The organism is Methylovirgula sp. (assembly GCF_037200945.1).
GTDB lineage: Bacteria > Pseudomonadota > Alphaproteobacteria > Rhizobiales > Beijerinckiaceae > Methylovirgula.
The window spans coordinates 630,765-645,204 of the sequence record NZ_JBBCGP010000001.1; the positions used below are offsets into that span (position 1 = coordinate 630,765).

Annotated in this window: 9 protein-coding genes and 1 pseudogene; 1 reads left to right on the top strand and 9 read right to left on the bottom strand. The window is 55.4% G+C overall.

All coding sequences use genetic code 11. The annotated features are described in order from the left end of the window. Window positions 1-16: 16 nt before the first annotated feature. A protein-coding gene (locus WDN02_RS02950; RefSeq protein ID WP_337291674.1) for an IS3 family transposase occupies window positions 17-1,368 on the top strand; the annotation gives its coding sequence in 2 pieces (ribosomal slippage) (window positions 17-353 and window positions 353-1,368; 1,353 coding nt in all). On the opposite strand, the gene WDN02_RS02955 is transcribed toward WDN02_RS02950, so the two are convergent. From WDN02_RS02955 to istA (WDN02_RS02995), 9 genes and pseudogenes are all read right to left on the bottom strand, one after another. Further along, the gene (locus WDN02_RS02955; RefSeq protein WP_337292087.1) at window positions 1,365-5,657 is read right to left on the bottom strand and encodes a DUF3060 domain-containing protein; all 4,293 of its coding nucleotides are present in this window, start codon (window positions 5,655-5,657) and stop codon (window positions 1,365-1,367) included. The genes WDN02_RS02950 and WDN02_RS02955 overlap by 4 nt on opposite strands. Before the next feature lie 1,805 nt (window positions 5,658-7,462). Beyond that, the gene (locus WDN02_RS02960; protein ID WP_337292088.1) at window positions 7,463-7,777 is read right to left on the bottom strand and encodes a hypothetical protein; all 315 of its coding nucleotides are present in this window, start codon (window positions 7,775-7,777) and stop codon (window positions 7,463-7,465) included. An 11-nt stretch (window positions 7,778-7,788) separates the two neighbouring features. Continuing rightward, entirely contained in the window at window positions 7,789-8,493 is a 705-nt protein-coding gene (locus WDN02_RS02965) for a hypothetical protein (protein WP_337292089.1), read from the bottom strand. Next, window positions 8,490-8,861, bottom strand: coding sequence for a hypothetical protein (locus WDN02_RS02970; RefSeq protein WP_337292090.1), 372 nt, complete (start codon window positions 8,859-8,861; stop codon window positions 8,490-8,492). Before WDN02_RS02970 ends, WDN02_RS02965 begins: the two co-directional genes overlap by 4 nt. Window positions 8,862-9,144: 283 nt before the next feature. Beyond that, on the bottom strand, window positions 9,145-9,552 hold the full coding sequence (locus WDN02_RS02975; protein ID WP_337292091.1) for a hypothetical protein: 408 nt from the start codon (window positions 9,550-9,552) through the stop codon (window positions 9,145-9,147). 327 nt (window positions 9,553-9,879) lie between these two features. Continuing rightward, a complete protein-coding gene (gene istB, locus WDN02_RS02980) occupies window positions 9,880-10,692 on the bottom strand; it encodes an IS21-like element helper ATPase IstB (protein WP_337292047.1) in 813 nt (270 codons plus the stop codon). Further along, window positions 10,682-12,211: an IS21 family transposase gene (istA, locus tag WDN02_RS02985; protein WP_337294846.1), complete on the bottom strand. Its 1,530-nt coding sequence runs from the start codon at window positions 12,209-12,211 to the stop codon at window positions 10,682-10,684. The genes istB and istA (WDN02_RS02985) overlap by 11 nt, the downstream gene beginning before the upstream one ends. A gap of 110 nt (window positions 12,212-12,321) precedes the next feature. After that, window positions 12,322-12,543, bottom strand: a pseudogene (locus tag WDN02_RS02990) (ATP-binding protein); the annotation flags it as partial. Between the two features lie 10 nt (window positions 12,544-12,553). Beyond that, complete coding sequence (gene istA / locus WDN02_RS02995; RefSeq protein WP_337292092.1) at window positions 12,554-14,080, bottom strand: IS21 family transposase; 1,527 nt, start codon at window positions 14,078-14,080, stop codon at window positions 12,554-12,556. Between the last annotated feature and the right edge of the window lie 360 nt (window positions 14,081-14,440).

Below are 14,440 nucleotides of genomic sequence, written 5' to 3' on the forward strand. Positions count from 1 at the left end.
GCCGTAAGGAGCGAAGATGAAGCAGAAATCCGGACCGGGCAAAGCGCCGGCAGAACAAGTACTGAAGGACATCCGGCGCCAGACGCGTCGGCAATACTCTGCGGAAGAGAAGATCCGCATCGTGCTGGAGGGACTGCGTGGCGAAGAGAACATCTCCGAGCTGTGCCGGCGGGAAGGCATTGCGGCCTCGATGTATTACGGCTGGTCGAAAGAGTTCCTCGAAGCCGGTAAGCGCCGGCTGGCGGGCGACACAGCTCGTGCCGCGACGTCCGGCGAGGTGAAGGATCTCCGTCGCGAAGCCACCGCATTGAAGGAGGTCGTGGCCGATCTGACCCTGGAGAACCGCCTGCTCAAAAAAAGCATGAACGGGGATGGGGAGGACGAGGCATGAGATATCCTGCATCCGAGAAGGCCGAGATCATCGAGTTGGTTGAGCAGTCGCATCTGCCTGCCAAGCGCACGCTGGAAAAGCTCGGCATTCCCCGCGCTACCTTCTACCGATGGTACGATCGCTATCGTGCGGGAGGGCCTGAGGCGTTGGCCGATCATCGCTCACGACCGGATCGCGTCTGGAACCGTATCCCGGACGACGTCCGCAGCCAGATCATCGATCTGGCGCTGGAGGTCCCTGAGCTATCGCCGCGAGAGCTGGCCGTGCGATTCACCGACGAGAGAAAGTACTTTGTCTCCGAGGCCTCGGTCTATCGGTTGTTGAAGGCACACGACCTCATCACCAGCCCGGCCTACGTGGTGATCAAGGCGGCGAACGAGTTCAAGGACAAGACCACCACTATCAACCAGCTCTGGCAGACCGACTTCACCTACCTTAAGATCACTGGCTGGGGCTGGTACTACCTCTCCACGGTGCTGGATGACTTCTCGCGCTACATCGTGGCCTGGAGGCTTGGTCCCACAATGTGCGCTTCCGACGTCACGGCCACGCTCGACCAGGCACTGGCGGCATCGGGCCTTGATCACATCACCGTTGTACACCGGCCGAGGCTTCTCAGCGACAATGGGGCGAGTTACGTGGCAGACGACCTGGCCAGGTGGCTCGAAGGCAAGGGCATGCAACATGTGCGCGGCGCACCATATCATCCTCAAACCCAGGGCAAGATCGAGCGCTGGCACCAAACCTTGAAGAACCGCATTCTACTCGACAATTATTATCTACCCGGCGATCTCGAGCGGCAGATCGGCGCCTTCGTCGAGCACTACAATCACGTCCGTTATCATGAGAGCATCGAAAACGTCACACCGGCCGACGTCTACTTCGGCAGAGCAGAGACGATCATCGCAGAACGCAAACGCATCAAGCTTGCTACCATCGCAAACCGCCGCTTGCAGCACCGACTGCAGGCCGCTTAAACTCTAACCCCTGATGAGCCAGCGCCTCTCTTCTCGAAACGCCTGATCAGTCTCAAATTATCTGACGACGGACAGTCCCCGAAGATACTATTCGTTGTGTCGTAGGCGACTTGCTCATAAGCGTATTGACCTCCGTTATAATAATCGACCTCCTGGACATCGTTCTCAGCCGTGTCAAATTGAGTGTTTGAAGTCAGATAGTCGTTTGTTGTCGTGCCGGCATACGTCATATAGTTCGTTTCTTGGCCGCTCGTGTTATAAAGCGCCTGCGACGTTTCAGCTCCCGACGCGTTATATTCCGTAATGCTTTGGGTATCGCCGTTGCTCGTATCGTAAGACGTGATCTGCGACGTGCCATCCGTGAGAGTGACGTTGGTGCCTATCTCTGTGGAGCCGCTGTAACCGACTGAGTAAGTGTCGAGTTCCCGCGCAACGCCGGTCCCCAACGTCGACTGATCGACAGTAACCGTTGCGTCGCTGCCATCGCTAACGAAGGTGTTGCCAGACCCATCAACGGTGACGTCGGAGCCAGATCCGCCAAGCGTGATTGTATTGCCTATCGAAGAAACGACGTCTCCGGTCCCCGAAACTGCGATCTGCGCACCGCTATTGTCGCCGAGGTTTATTGTATTATCAGCACCGGTGACGGTGGCCCCGGAATCGCCGGTGAGAACAAGCGTGTTACCGTCGGAAGTGATGGCGTCGCCTGTTCCTGATAGAGTCAGGGTGGCATCGCCAGCATTGGTGAGCGTAATTGTGTTTCCGTTTCCGTCGATTGTTCCAGCAGCCCCGCCGCCTGCACTAATTGTATTGTCCGCACCCGAAATCGTATCGCCGGTTCCATCGATCGCGACGCTATTATAGGTGCTGGAGAACGAAATATTGTCGTCACTGCCGAGGGTGATACTGTTGCTTTCACCCTCGACAGTTGCGCTGATGCCTGCAGCGAAGTCTATAGTGGCGCTTAATCCGTTGATTGTATCGCCAGTACCGCTGTTTATTAGGACCGGGCCATTGCCTTCCGCCGTGATAGTATCGCCTGAACCTGCCAGGTTCACGACAGAGCTGGTCTCAATCGTTAGGGCTAGATTTGAGCCGAACACGTAATCCGGGGAACCAGCGGCGCCGTCGCCCTCGAGGATGGCGCTCGCACCCGCGGCGCCGTTGATGGTGAGGCCGCCCGAATCCGAGATATTATTGCCGGTGCCGGCGTTTAGCCATAGAGTGGAGCCGGAGCCCGCCGAGATCGAGTTTTCCGACCCGTCGATGTCGAGCGTCGCGCTCGTGCCTGCGGTAATGTTGTTATTGGACCCATCGACGCCGACTGCTGCGCTTGCGCCCGCGGTGACGAAGTTATTGGACCCTTGGACAGTGGCGCTAGAACCGGCGCCGCCGATCGTGATCGTGTTGTCGGTTGAAGACACGACGTCCCCCGCCCCGAAAATGTCGAGCTCCGCGCGACTGTCTGCGATCATAGCGATTGTATTATTGCCGCCATCGTCGGTCATACTGGAGCCGGCGGCGAGATTGAACGTGTCGCCAACTGCGGTCGTGGTGTATTCGAAACCGGACAAATTCAACGTTGAACTTCCAGAGTCCGCTACCGCAATCGTGGTTTCCCCGCCGTCTATTGTCGCGACAACGCCACTCGCCACACTGACGGAGAGCTCATCACCGGTGAGAGTATCGCCGGTCCCGGTAATACTCACGGCGCCGCCGGATTCGGCGTTAACAGTATCGCCGCTGGTCAAAGTAATGTTGCCGTTTTCGCCCTCGATTGTCGCGGAGACGTTGGCCGCGAGGTTGACGGCGAAGGATCCATCGAATCCCTCGACCTCATTTCCGGTTCCACTGTTTAACGTAATCACATCGGCCAGGCCCGCTTCGACCATATCGTTCGAGCCATCAAGGGCGTAGGTGGAAGCGCCATCCGATTCTATCGTGTCGCCCGACCCCGTCAGATTCACGAGGGAGCCCGATGTAAGCTGGAGTGTGAAGTCCGAGCCGATTATAGAATCGTACGAATCCGTAGCGCCATCGCCGCCAATCGTCTCGTTGAGGCCGTCGGCCACGTTAATAGTGAGGCCCCCGCCGGTGACACTGTTGTAGTTCCCGCTATTCAGAGAGATCGAGTCGCCCGAAGAGGCCGAGATCGAGTTGCCCGTTCCGTCCACCGTGACATTTGAGACAGCACCAGCTGTAATCTGATTATAGCTGCCGTCGACTTCCTGACTGAACCCAGATCCCAAATTTATCGGTGAGTTGCTAATATCGTTTTGGACGGTGCCGTCGGCCAGCGCATAAAAATCGTCGCCATCTGGCACTTCGAAAGTCGAAGTCCCCGCATCATTGTTCGGCGCCACTACATCGATAGTCGGGAGCTGGGTGCTTCCTGATTCATCCAGATTGATTTGGCCTGCCGAACCGTTGGAATTCGTCCAGCTGTCGATCGTCCATATGCCGCTGCCATCATACTCGATCCCGCCGGACGTCTGATCCGGCAAATTGACGTCGGTTCCATTATCGAGAGTATACTCCGGATCACCGGCAGCGTTTGTGATTGCGCCAATCGTGAATGCGAGTTGGTCGACGGGTGTGAACTGGAGCGTAGCACCCGATGAACTTGAATAGCTTGTGTCGGCTAGAGTGCTGCCATCCGCAAAAGTTACGGTATTGTCAGCGCCAGCAAAACCGACCTGGGCTTCCCATCCAGATCCAATCGTAAGCGATTGTCCTTGACCAGCTAGGACCACGTCGGCGTTATCGTCGACAGTCGCCGAAGACCCATCGCCGTTGAGGTCAAGTGTATTTGGAGCACTACTGTTGCCACCAGATCCAGCGACAACGTCAGAGGTTCCGTTCAGGGTTAACACGGAATTACTACCGCTGATCCAAGAAATTGAGTCTGCACTTCCGTTTATAGTCGCATCAGACCCCGAAGCGACGGACACTGAAACGTTGCTGAGATTAGATGAATCCCCCTGGCCAGATATCTCCACAGCTGAATTGCCAGATGGACTAGTCTCCTCTGTTTCAGCGTACCCCAGCCCGGCTCCGCCCGCTAGCGTACTATAGCTCTCATTATCTACGCCAAGAGCTGCGTTGATGGCGGCAAGTGCGTTATTCTCGGGTTTGCCAGATTGATTAAACGCATACTGAGAGTCGTCTTGGGACTTCATGGCGACGACGACCGTTGAACCGTCAGGCATCGTCACGGTCATCTGCTGGGTTTGACTATCATATTGAATGTCGGAGATGTCATCCAACTGTGTCGCGGTACCGTTTTGTATGACGTAAGAAGTTCCATCTTTATTCCAGATAACAACGGAACCGTCGGTGCCAACAAAAGTCCCCTGTTTGTAAACCTGAGCCTGACTGTCCCAGGCGACAAATCCGTCTGAATCTATTGCCGATCCATCAACGCTAGCTGTATAATTTTGACCAGAATTGAGTGCAGCGATAATGCTTTGTGCTGGATCGAAATTGGCCGTGAGTAATCGCTCTCCCAGATCGTATAAGCCATCTTGTGATACCAAGGTAGCGGGCTCATTAACGGTATTGTCCACCAAGTCGCTGTAAGTCGCTTGGAGCACTGGATTACTGCTATCAGCCATCTCATTGACTATAGTCGCCGCGTTGAATGCAGCTTGGCTTCCCGACTGAGCTGCGCCCGAAAGGTTGTTAGTGATGTAACTTTGGATACTATCGCTCGTGATCGCGGTATCATTATCGGCCAGCTGCTGGAGATAAGCCGAGAATTGACTGTCATTCCCCGTTTGATTCGTAAGTTTGGCGGCGATAGCCGCTGCCAATGCCTGTGTGTCCTGATTGCCTCCTGAAGTAGCCACTAAATTCGCTGCGGCCGTGGCGGGAGAGGTGAGGAGGTTTATTGAGGCTTGGTCCAGCTGATTTACAGCAGTCAAGCCGTCCGGGCCACTTACGAAGGCGTTGAGAGCATTTAGCTCCGCCGTGCTTAAAGATTGCCCGTCGTCCGCCATCTGGCTTCCAGTTTGGGGCAGTATTGCTTGTATCTGATTTAGCTGTTGTTCAGATAAGGTCTGCGCTTGATCAGACGCCAAAAACGTAGCTAAAAAGTTTTGGTAGTCGGCCTGAAATTGACCCGCGTTCCGCTCTCCGAAATCCCATTGCATTATCCCGACGGTGTAGCCTGAATTCTCCGTTGATAGAGTTATGCTCGGGACCGCCGCCCGACCTTCCGAGCCGAGCCCAACTGCATAAGCTGACAGGGCATTGATTTGGGCTTGTGTAAGCGAAGTCGTTGATGCCATCTCACCCTCCTACATTTACCGCGTTAGGGACAGTATTGCCTCATCAACTATATTTTGTATGCAATCATACAAATGCTGCTTGCAGCTGTTTTCAGCGGGAATGGTGGCCAAGACTTCTGACAGCCGTTTATCGAGTGCGGGAGCGATCTTGTCGACGTCAACAATTATTCGCCTGTGATTAGCGTCACTCGGATCAAGCCATGTTATTGGGAATGAAAACACATCGTGGTGATTTGATGCGTATATGAGATATTTGGTCGGAATGAATAACCCAGAATTGTGAAAATCATCCAATCGCGAGTTATGCACTTTCTTCAAGTCGTCAGAACACGACCTATCTTCCGTGTAGCTATATATTTCCTTGCCATTATAAGCAGACGATCGAAGTACAAGGATGCCTTGTTCAATTGACTTGTCCCAACGAATTTCGAATACCTGCGGATACAATATACATCCAGCTTCCAAGTGCACGCTGAGATCTCTGCTCGCTCGATCTAATAGTCCGGATATGTAACTGCGTGCTACCTGCTGAGTGACTTCAATATGATGACTAGCGTAAGCATCGTTGGCGATCACATTGAGACTACGCGCGATAGGCAGGATTATTCGGTTATCGTCAATTACGGAGGCTCTTAGCAGAGATCGTTTCAGAAAATATGCAATCGCTGGGTCAGACTGAGAAATTGAGGAGGACGGTACAATGACCGGACTATTTCCGGTCACGGAAAAATACTCATTCCGATCGGCACCATCTCGCAACGCTATAACTATTAGGTCAGCAGCACCCTTACCTCCTCTGACCGATATATATTTGACTTCTGGATAGTCAGTCGGTTGCGGAAACACAACTCGATGCGGGAAAGTTGCGTGGGAGGCAAATACCGAGTCTCCAAAGGAGAAGCGATCCAGTATCAGAGGAAGTGAAGTTACGCGTGATATCGATCTTATGATTGTTCCTCCATTCCGGGGTTTTTCCTCACCAGCTTGGAGTTTTGGCGACGAGCAAGCAATCAACCCCGCCAGCACAATGCTAACTATCGTAGGGATTGAGGGTGATTTTCCGCGTTTCACTCTCCACCCAGTGACTTGCCATAAAATTCGGCGTGGAAAGCAGCCGCTTCCAAGTCCGTCAATTCGATTTCTCGCAAAGAGCGATCTTAAGGTCATCTTACGCGCAAGCCTTCAGAGAGTTGAGCAACCGCCGGCAGCGGTAGCCTCTCGAGTTTCGCCCAAGAGCTTGTAATCGCCCGCGCCTTTAGGCCGTAGCCATTTGCGCAACGAAGGATCCCAGAAGTTTCAAACGACGCATTATTAAAACGATGCTTATCTGTTGAGCATCCACGGCAGCGCCATAGAACCGAAGTAATAATGTAAGACTTGCAAGACCCGAGTCCTGTGCTTCCGCGTTTGCCATCGCCTGCCCCTCGTGCAGCGTTACAGCACATCTGCATATCTGTTCGGTGAATGCTTGCTATCTTCATTCGTATCAATCCCAGATGTGCTGCAATTGTGCGTGTCGCCACCGCATATCGTCAATTCACTTGGATGTGAGAGATTACGAATCGTCGCAAGTAATGACAGTGTCACAATGAACAAGACAAACTGTCATGCTCGATTTTATGATGTACTATGGATATCGATTCATCGGGCGCTCAAACGGAGACGAGCAAATGACGACGGGCGTAATTTTCATTTTATTTCTGGCTTGCCGCGATCCAGATCGACGCTTCTTTGCGCATTGCTCAAATCAAACTCCATTATTTTTCGCGGCAATGACCAGTCCCGTTGTTTCGTTAGCAGCGTCACTAATGCACAAAACGAGTGGTGTCAGCGAATTCGCGGTGTTTTTGAATGATGAAAGGCGGCGATCCGTAAATGGATCTCAACTCAGTTGCACCAACCGCATTAGCTAGTTCGTTGTTAGCTGTTTGTCCCAACGCCCCCATGTCGCTAACTACTTGAGGGGTGTCAGTAGCGTAGCCTCGCATGCTCGTCTGTGAATTGTAGTATAGCTCGACGTATTTTAGTGCGTTCTGCGTATCGCCGTTAGCAAGGGCTTTTTCGGCACCGGTGATATAACCTTGCAGCGTCTGTACTTGCAGTTGTGTATATCCAGTCATCGGTCATCCCCTTATTCGAGCAAAAACGAACGCATTAGCTCGCGGAGCCGCGAGTCTATTTCGGAAGCCTTGTCCAGGTATGTTTTTGAGAAGTGGTAGATAACACCGGCGTTGTCGCCCAGGTATTCGTTGACTGTGCACGACGGGTACTTAATTGAAGAGAACTGTTTTTGATTCTCGCAGGTGAACAATAAGGTGCCGCTAGATGTTTCTTTCGTATATATTTCACTCGGGCCGACGTTTTTGAATTCGTATAATTTGTAACCGGAACCAATTAGCTTGAAATCGCCGGTCGATTTGTTTGCGGTCTGAAGGTAAAAGCGCAGCAACTCCTCTGGCGCGCGAGGATGTCTCCCATACTCAAAAAGTGCACGTAATCGGTCACCTAACCCCGCTCGGTCGAGCTGAGCTGATTTTCCGGCAACCTGTGCGGGAAGAGGAGAGAGGCGAGGCCACTCTGCTTGGATATAAATCGATGCATATTCGTTTGGAGTTGCTGGTTGGCTCGCCCCGAGAAGATAATTACGTGGCACCGCGTAAATCTTGTTCCCGAATCGGACTTTAACAGCGTGCGTATCAGGCAATACGGTTGTACCAAATGACGACGCATCTGTTGACGAACCGAGACTCGCAGTATTGGCAGCACGGGTGTCTGTCGGGTATAGCAGCCGCAAACACAACATACCCATAAGCGCGATGTTTATTGCCTTCATCACTCTCGTAGCCCCTCGTATTGATAGCGAACAAGTGGAGATAGGAGATAGCTGATCACACTTCGGCTACCGGTCTTGATTTCCGCCGTCACTGCCATACCTGGCTCGAGCGGCATGAAACCCTGTTCCGTCGTGACGCCGCGCTCCCTTAGTGCGACACGCACGACGTAAGTTGGTTGGCGCGCCTGACTCTCGTCATTCCCCTTCGATGCTTCGTCAGCTCGATCAACCTGTTCTTGGTCATTGACATCGTCTGCCACTTGGGACGCGACTGCATCATGGCTTAAGCTCACGACCGTGCCATGAAGGAGGCCGTAACGGGTGAATGTGAATGCTTCGATTTTGATCGCTGCTTCCTGCCCTTTATGCACGAAGCCAACGTGCCTGTTCGCAAGACTCGCTTCGTCTTCAAGATCAGTGTCTTTCGGACGACCATGAGCTGTTCGGCTGGCGTGACCACGCCACCAATCGTGTGAATCGAGAGCTGTTGAACCGTACCATCGACGGATGACCCGAGAACGCGGAGCTCGCATCTCTGCTTGGCTTGGGTAATCCCCTGAACCGTCGTCTGTTGCTGAATTTGCGCAATGACATCGGCATAATTCATCGGCGCCCCCCCAAACTATCGATATTTGGAATTCAAAACGTCGCAGACTACTTCGCTGCGAGCACGACCCAATCGAGCGCGAACGTCACGACGCCAAAGAAAGCACTGGGCCTGCGCATGAACGGGAATGTTCTGTTGCGCATCTCTGGCGTTGCGAACAAAACTCTAACGAGCGCCTCGACCACCCGACCCTCAAGTACGGATAGGGTCAGCCTTGCCCCGGGGCGCTGGTCACCTACGGCGTTTTTGGAGAAATACCCAAACCTCACGATTTCGGCATTCCAACCGGTGTCGTCGGTTGACGGTATTTGATTCCATAAACCGTACATCGGCGGTCGAGCTGGGAGATCGACACGAAATATCAAAGCGCCGCCGGGATCGAGGCGAACCATATTTTGAAATGAAATCTTACCTTCGGAAAGAGAAAGACAGCCGAACGGGTAGATCGTGTTCAACTCCGCTTGGGGCTCCCCAACTGCCGTCATAATTAAATTCTCCGAAGAGCCAGTGGTACTTGTCGGAAGTAGCGACTTAATTATCATTCGGTGCTTTTCATCGTCCACTCCGACTATGACAATGGTTTTACGATGCTCACTGGAATTATTTTACGAAATGACAGTGTCAGTGTTGGGTACTCGAAAGCACGTCCGATGGTCGCGCTATTGATGACAAAAATGTGAGTTTTCGCCGCCGAAATCGCCAAGTTGATTGCGCCCGGAGACCTGCCTGTTGATTTGCACTGAGAGTTGACCCGGCGTTTCCACTGAGAACTGACCCGCCTGTTATGTATTTTTCGGATCAGGTGCGATGGTCAAGTTTCTATTTTTCTCCTTCTTTGTTTTGGCCGCATGTGCCGAGCTGTTTTTGAACCGGAAGCTGTCGTTTCCGGTTTCAAGGATGTGACAATGGTGGGTCAGGCGATCGAGTAATGCGGTCGTCATCTTGGGGTCGCCGAACACGCTCGCCCATTCACTGAAGCTGAGATTGGTGGTGATGATAACGCTGGTGCGCTCGTGGAGCTTGCTCAAGAGATGGAAGAGCAGCGCGCCGCCGGATGCACTGAACGGCAGGTAGCCCAACTCGTCCAGGATGACGAGGTCGGAGTGGATGAGACGATTTGCGATCTGTCCGGATCTGCCCTGTGCCTTTTCCTGATCGAGCGCATTGACCAGTTCAACGGTCGAGAAGAACCGAACACGTTTGCGGTGGTGCTCGATGGCTTGCACACCGATGGCGGTTGCGAGATGGGTTTTCCCTGTACCAGGGCCGCCGACCAGAACGACGTTGTTGGCTTCATCAATGAACTCGCAGCGATGAAGCTGGCGCACCAGCGCCTCGTTGATCTCGCTGCTTGAGAAGTCGAAGCCATTCAGGTCGCGGTAAGCTGGGAACCGCGCCGCCTTGAGCTGATAGGCCACCGATCTCACCTCCCGTTCAGCTGTTTCGGCCTTCACGAGCTGAGACAAGATCGGGATGGCGGCCTCAAAAGCCGGCGATCCCTGTTCGGTCAGCTCGCCGACGGCGTGGGCCATGCCGTGCATCTTGAGGCTCCGGAGCATGATGATGATGGCGCCACTGGCAGGATTATGAGGCATGGCGCGCCTCCGCTGTTTCCCGCAAGGCGTCGTAGCGTTCGACATCGGCCCTCGGCTCATTGGTAAGCCTCAAAGCCTGAGGCGCATCGACGCTCGGGGGAACGACAGGTTTGCCGTCGATCAGCCTGTGAAGCAGATTCAGCACATGCGTCTTCGTCGGAACACCTGCTTCCAATGCCAGCTCGACGGCCGAGAGCACAGCCTGTTCGTCGTGCTGGAGGACAAGCGCCAGGATGTCGACCATCTCACGATCACCGCCTGGCTTCCTGAGAAGCTGCTGTTGCAATGTCCTGAAGGCATCCGGGAGTTCGACGAAGGGAGCGCCGTTGCGAAGCGCGCCGGGTTTGCGCTGAAGGACAGCCAGATAATGGCGCCAGTCGTAGACCGTCTGGCCTGGCCCATCGTGAGAACGGTCGATGATGCGGCGATGCTCGCAGATCAGTTGACCTTCGGCGGCGACGACAATCTTCTCCGGGTAAACCCGCACGCTCACGGGGCGGTTGGCGAAGGAGGCGGGAACGCTGTAGCGGTTGCGCTCCAGATGGACGAGGCAGGTCGGGGAGACCCGTTTGGTATATTCCACAAAGCCGTCGAACGGGCGTGAGGCCGGCATGAGAGCCGAGGCTTCCTCGGCCCAGATATCGGCGATCGTTCCATGCATTCTCCCGTGCGATGTCTGTCCCCAAAGCTCCTTGCAGCGCGCCTCCAGCCATTCGTTCAGCGTATCCAGGGAGGCAAAGCGCGGGATAGGCTGCCAGAGCCGATGACGGGCATCCTGGACGTTCTTTTCGACCTGTCCCTTCTCCCAACCCGACGCCGGGTTGCAGAACTCCGGTTCGAAGAGATAGTGACTAGCCATCGCCAGGAAGCGCGCATTGATATCGCGCGCCTTTCCACGCCCGACCTTGTCGATGGCAGTCTTCATGTTGTCATAGATGCCGCGTCGGGGCACGCCGCCGAAGACCTGGAAGGCGTGGTTGTGGGCGTCGAACAGCATCTCGTGTGTCTGCAGAAGATAGGCCCGCACGACGAAGGCCCGGCTGTAGCTCAGCTTCGTATGGGCTACCTGCAGCTTGGTGCGTTCATTGCCGATGATCGCCCAGTCCTCGGACCAGTCGAACTGGAAGGCTTCGCCGGGTTCAAACGCCAGCGGCACAAAAATCCCACGCCCCGACGTTTGCAACTCCCTTTGCCGAGCCTCTCGCCAATCCCGGGCGAAGGCCGCAACCCGACTGTACGAGCCGTTATAACCGAGGCCGATCAGGTCGGCATGCAACTGCCCCAGTGTGCGCTTCTGCTTGCGCGGCTTGTTCGCCTCCGTTTTTAGCCACGCCGACAATCGGTCGGCGAAGGCGTCAAGCTTGCTTGGCCGCTCCGGAACCTTAAACTTCGGCTCCACATCGCCGGACCGCAGATATTTGCGGACCGTATTCCGCGACAAGCCAGTCCTGCGCGAGATCTCCCGGATCGATAGATGCTCTCGAAAATGCCAGCGTCTAATCACGCTCAATAACGCCATGTCGATCACTCCATTGCCCCCGCCAAAATCAAGCAGGGGTGGTTCGAACATGGGTCAATTCTCGATGGAAATATCCCTCTTCGCCGGGTCAGCTTTCAGTGCAAATCAACATCGATATCCTCGACGCAGGCCTGCTGACGCAGTTTGGCGTAACGCAGCCGCGCAGCGAGCCGCTTGTCCTGGCGCCATGATTTTTCGCGATCAAGCAAAAGCCCCAGCCATTCGCGATGGCTGAGGGCGTTTTCATCGGCGGCTGCGGCTTCGACGAAGGCCTTGGCCATGCCGTAAAGGCCCAAAGCATGAAGTTGCTCGAGGGTCGGATGATTGAGCAAAACGTCTCTCCTAATTGTAGTAGCGGGGACCACGGATGTTGACATGCAGAATCGGCGTGCTGTCCGTGGCCCGCTTCTGCGCCGGGCGCCGATCGAGATTGTTGACGAGGATGGATTTGACCGAGCCATACGTCAGGGCGCCGATCTCGATGGCGCGCTCGGCGGCGACTTCGACACGTTCGGCACCATAAGGACGCACGAGCCGGACGATGCCAAGGCAGGCGCGAAAGCCCTGTTCCGGATGCGGCCGATCCTCAAGAATCTGTTCGCAGAGCGCCGCCGTCGCGGGTCCGATCAGGCGCGCATCTTCGCGGATGCGATCAATCGTCCAGCCGGCGTAACGCCGATGACTGGATGGCATATGTTCCGGGATGGTCGTGTGCTTGTGATTGCCGCTCACGCGCGAATGCGCCGCAATCCGCTCACCCTTCAAAAAGATCTCGACCGTCCGCACGGTCAGCCGCACATCGACTTCCACGCGGGCGAAGCGATAGGGCACGCTGTAATAGTGGGCCCCGGCCTCGACGTGATAATCGATGCCGACGCGGCAGACGCGCCATTCGCAGAACTCGTAAGGCTCGGTGGGCAAAGGCTTCAGCGCCGGGCGGTCGATGTCTTCGAGGAGCTGCCGGCGGGTCACCCCAAGCCGGCGGATCGGCGCTTCCTCGTTGAGAACCTTCAACAGCTCTGCGATCGCTGCGTTGACCTCGGCCAGGCTGTAAAAGGTCCGATGGCGTAATCTGCCGAGAAGCCATCTTTCGACGATCAGCACCGCCTGCTCGACTTTGGCCTTATCGCGCGGCCGCCGCGGCCGCGCCGGCAAAATAGCGGTATCATAATGCGCCGCCATCTCCGCATAGGTGCGATTGACCAGCGGATCGTAGAGGCTGGCCTTGATGACCGCGGTCTTGGTATTGTCCGGCACCAGCAGATGCGGCACGCCGCCGATCATCTCCAAAGCTTGGACATGGGCGTCGATCCAATCGGCAAGCGTCTGGGTCCAGCCGGCCTGGGCAAAAGTGAAGCTGGAAGCGCCGAGCACAGCGACAAAGATTTGCGCCTTGCGGATCTCGCCCGTCAGACGATCGATGACAACCGGCACACCGTCACCCGCGTAATCAACGAACAGCCGCTCGCCCGCCGCATGCGTTTGCCGCATCGTCACCGGCAGGCAGGCCTCCCATTGACGATAGAGATCGCAGAACCGCGAGTAGCGATAACCACCGGGATGACGCTCGATATATTCGTTCCAGAGGATCGACAGCGTGACGTGCTTGCGTTTCATCTCCCGATGCACCGCGGCCCAATCTGGCTCCTCGTGACGCCGATGGCCCTGTTTTGTCCCGCAGTTGGTGAAAAGCTTTTGCTCCAACACCGCGTCGGTCAGACCCACATCGAACGGCCAGGTCAGCCCCGCCGCTTCACAGCGGCGAAGCGTCAGTCGCACCGTCGACGGCGCGACACCGACACGCCGCGCGATCTCCTGCGTCGAAATCCCGGCATTCTTCAATCTGATGCAATCGCGCACACGGCGCATCGACATCCTCCCCATCGGCATCGAGGTCCCCCTTGGCAAAGCCGAAAGAGCAGACCCTAAAGGACCGGAAGAGGCGCTTCCCCCCGAGCGAAATCATCTCGGAATCAACGGCGAGATCATCTCGGAATGGGCGGCGAATTCAAATCGGAATCGGCGGCGATTAATTCTCGGAATCGATGGCGATTTGCGTCGGAATCAGCACGCAACGCAGTGGAGAATCGCGAAGCGCTTGCGGCCATGAGGCGAGGATGGTGCTCTCTGGCCGGAAGAAGGGCGCGGGACAGGTGACAAAACAGAGGGAAATACGCCGACAATTATTCGACGACTACGGAGCGTCGGCTCGCGACTGCGCTCAAGGTA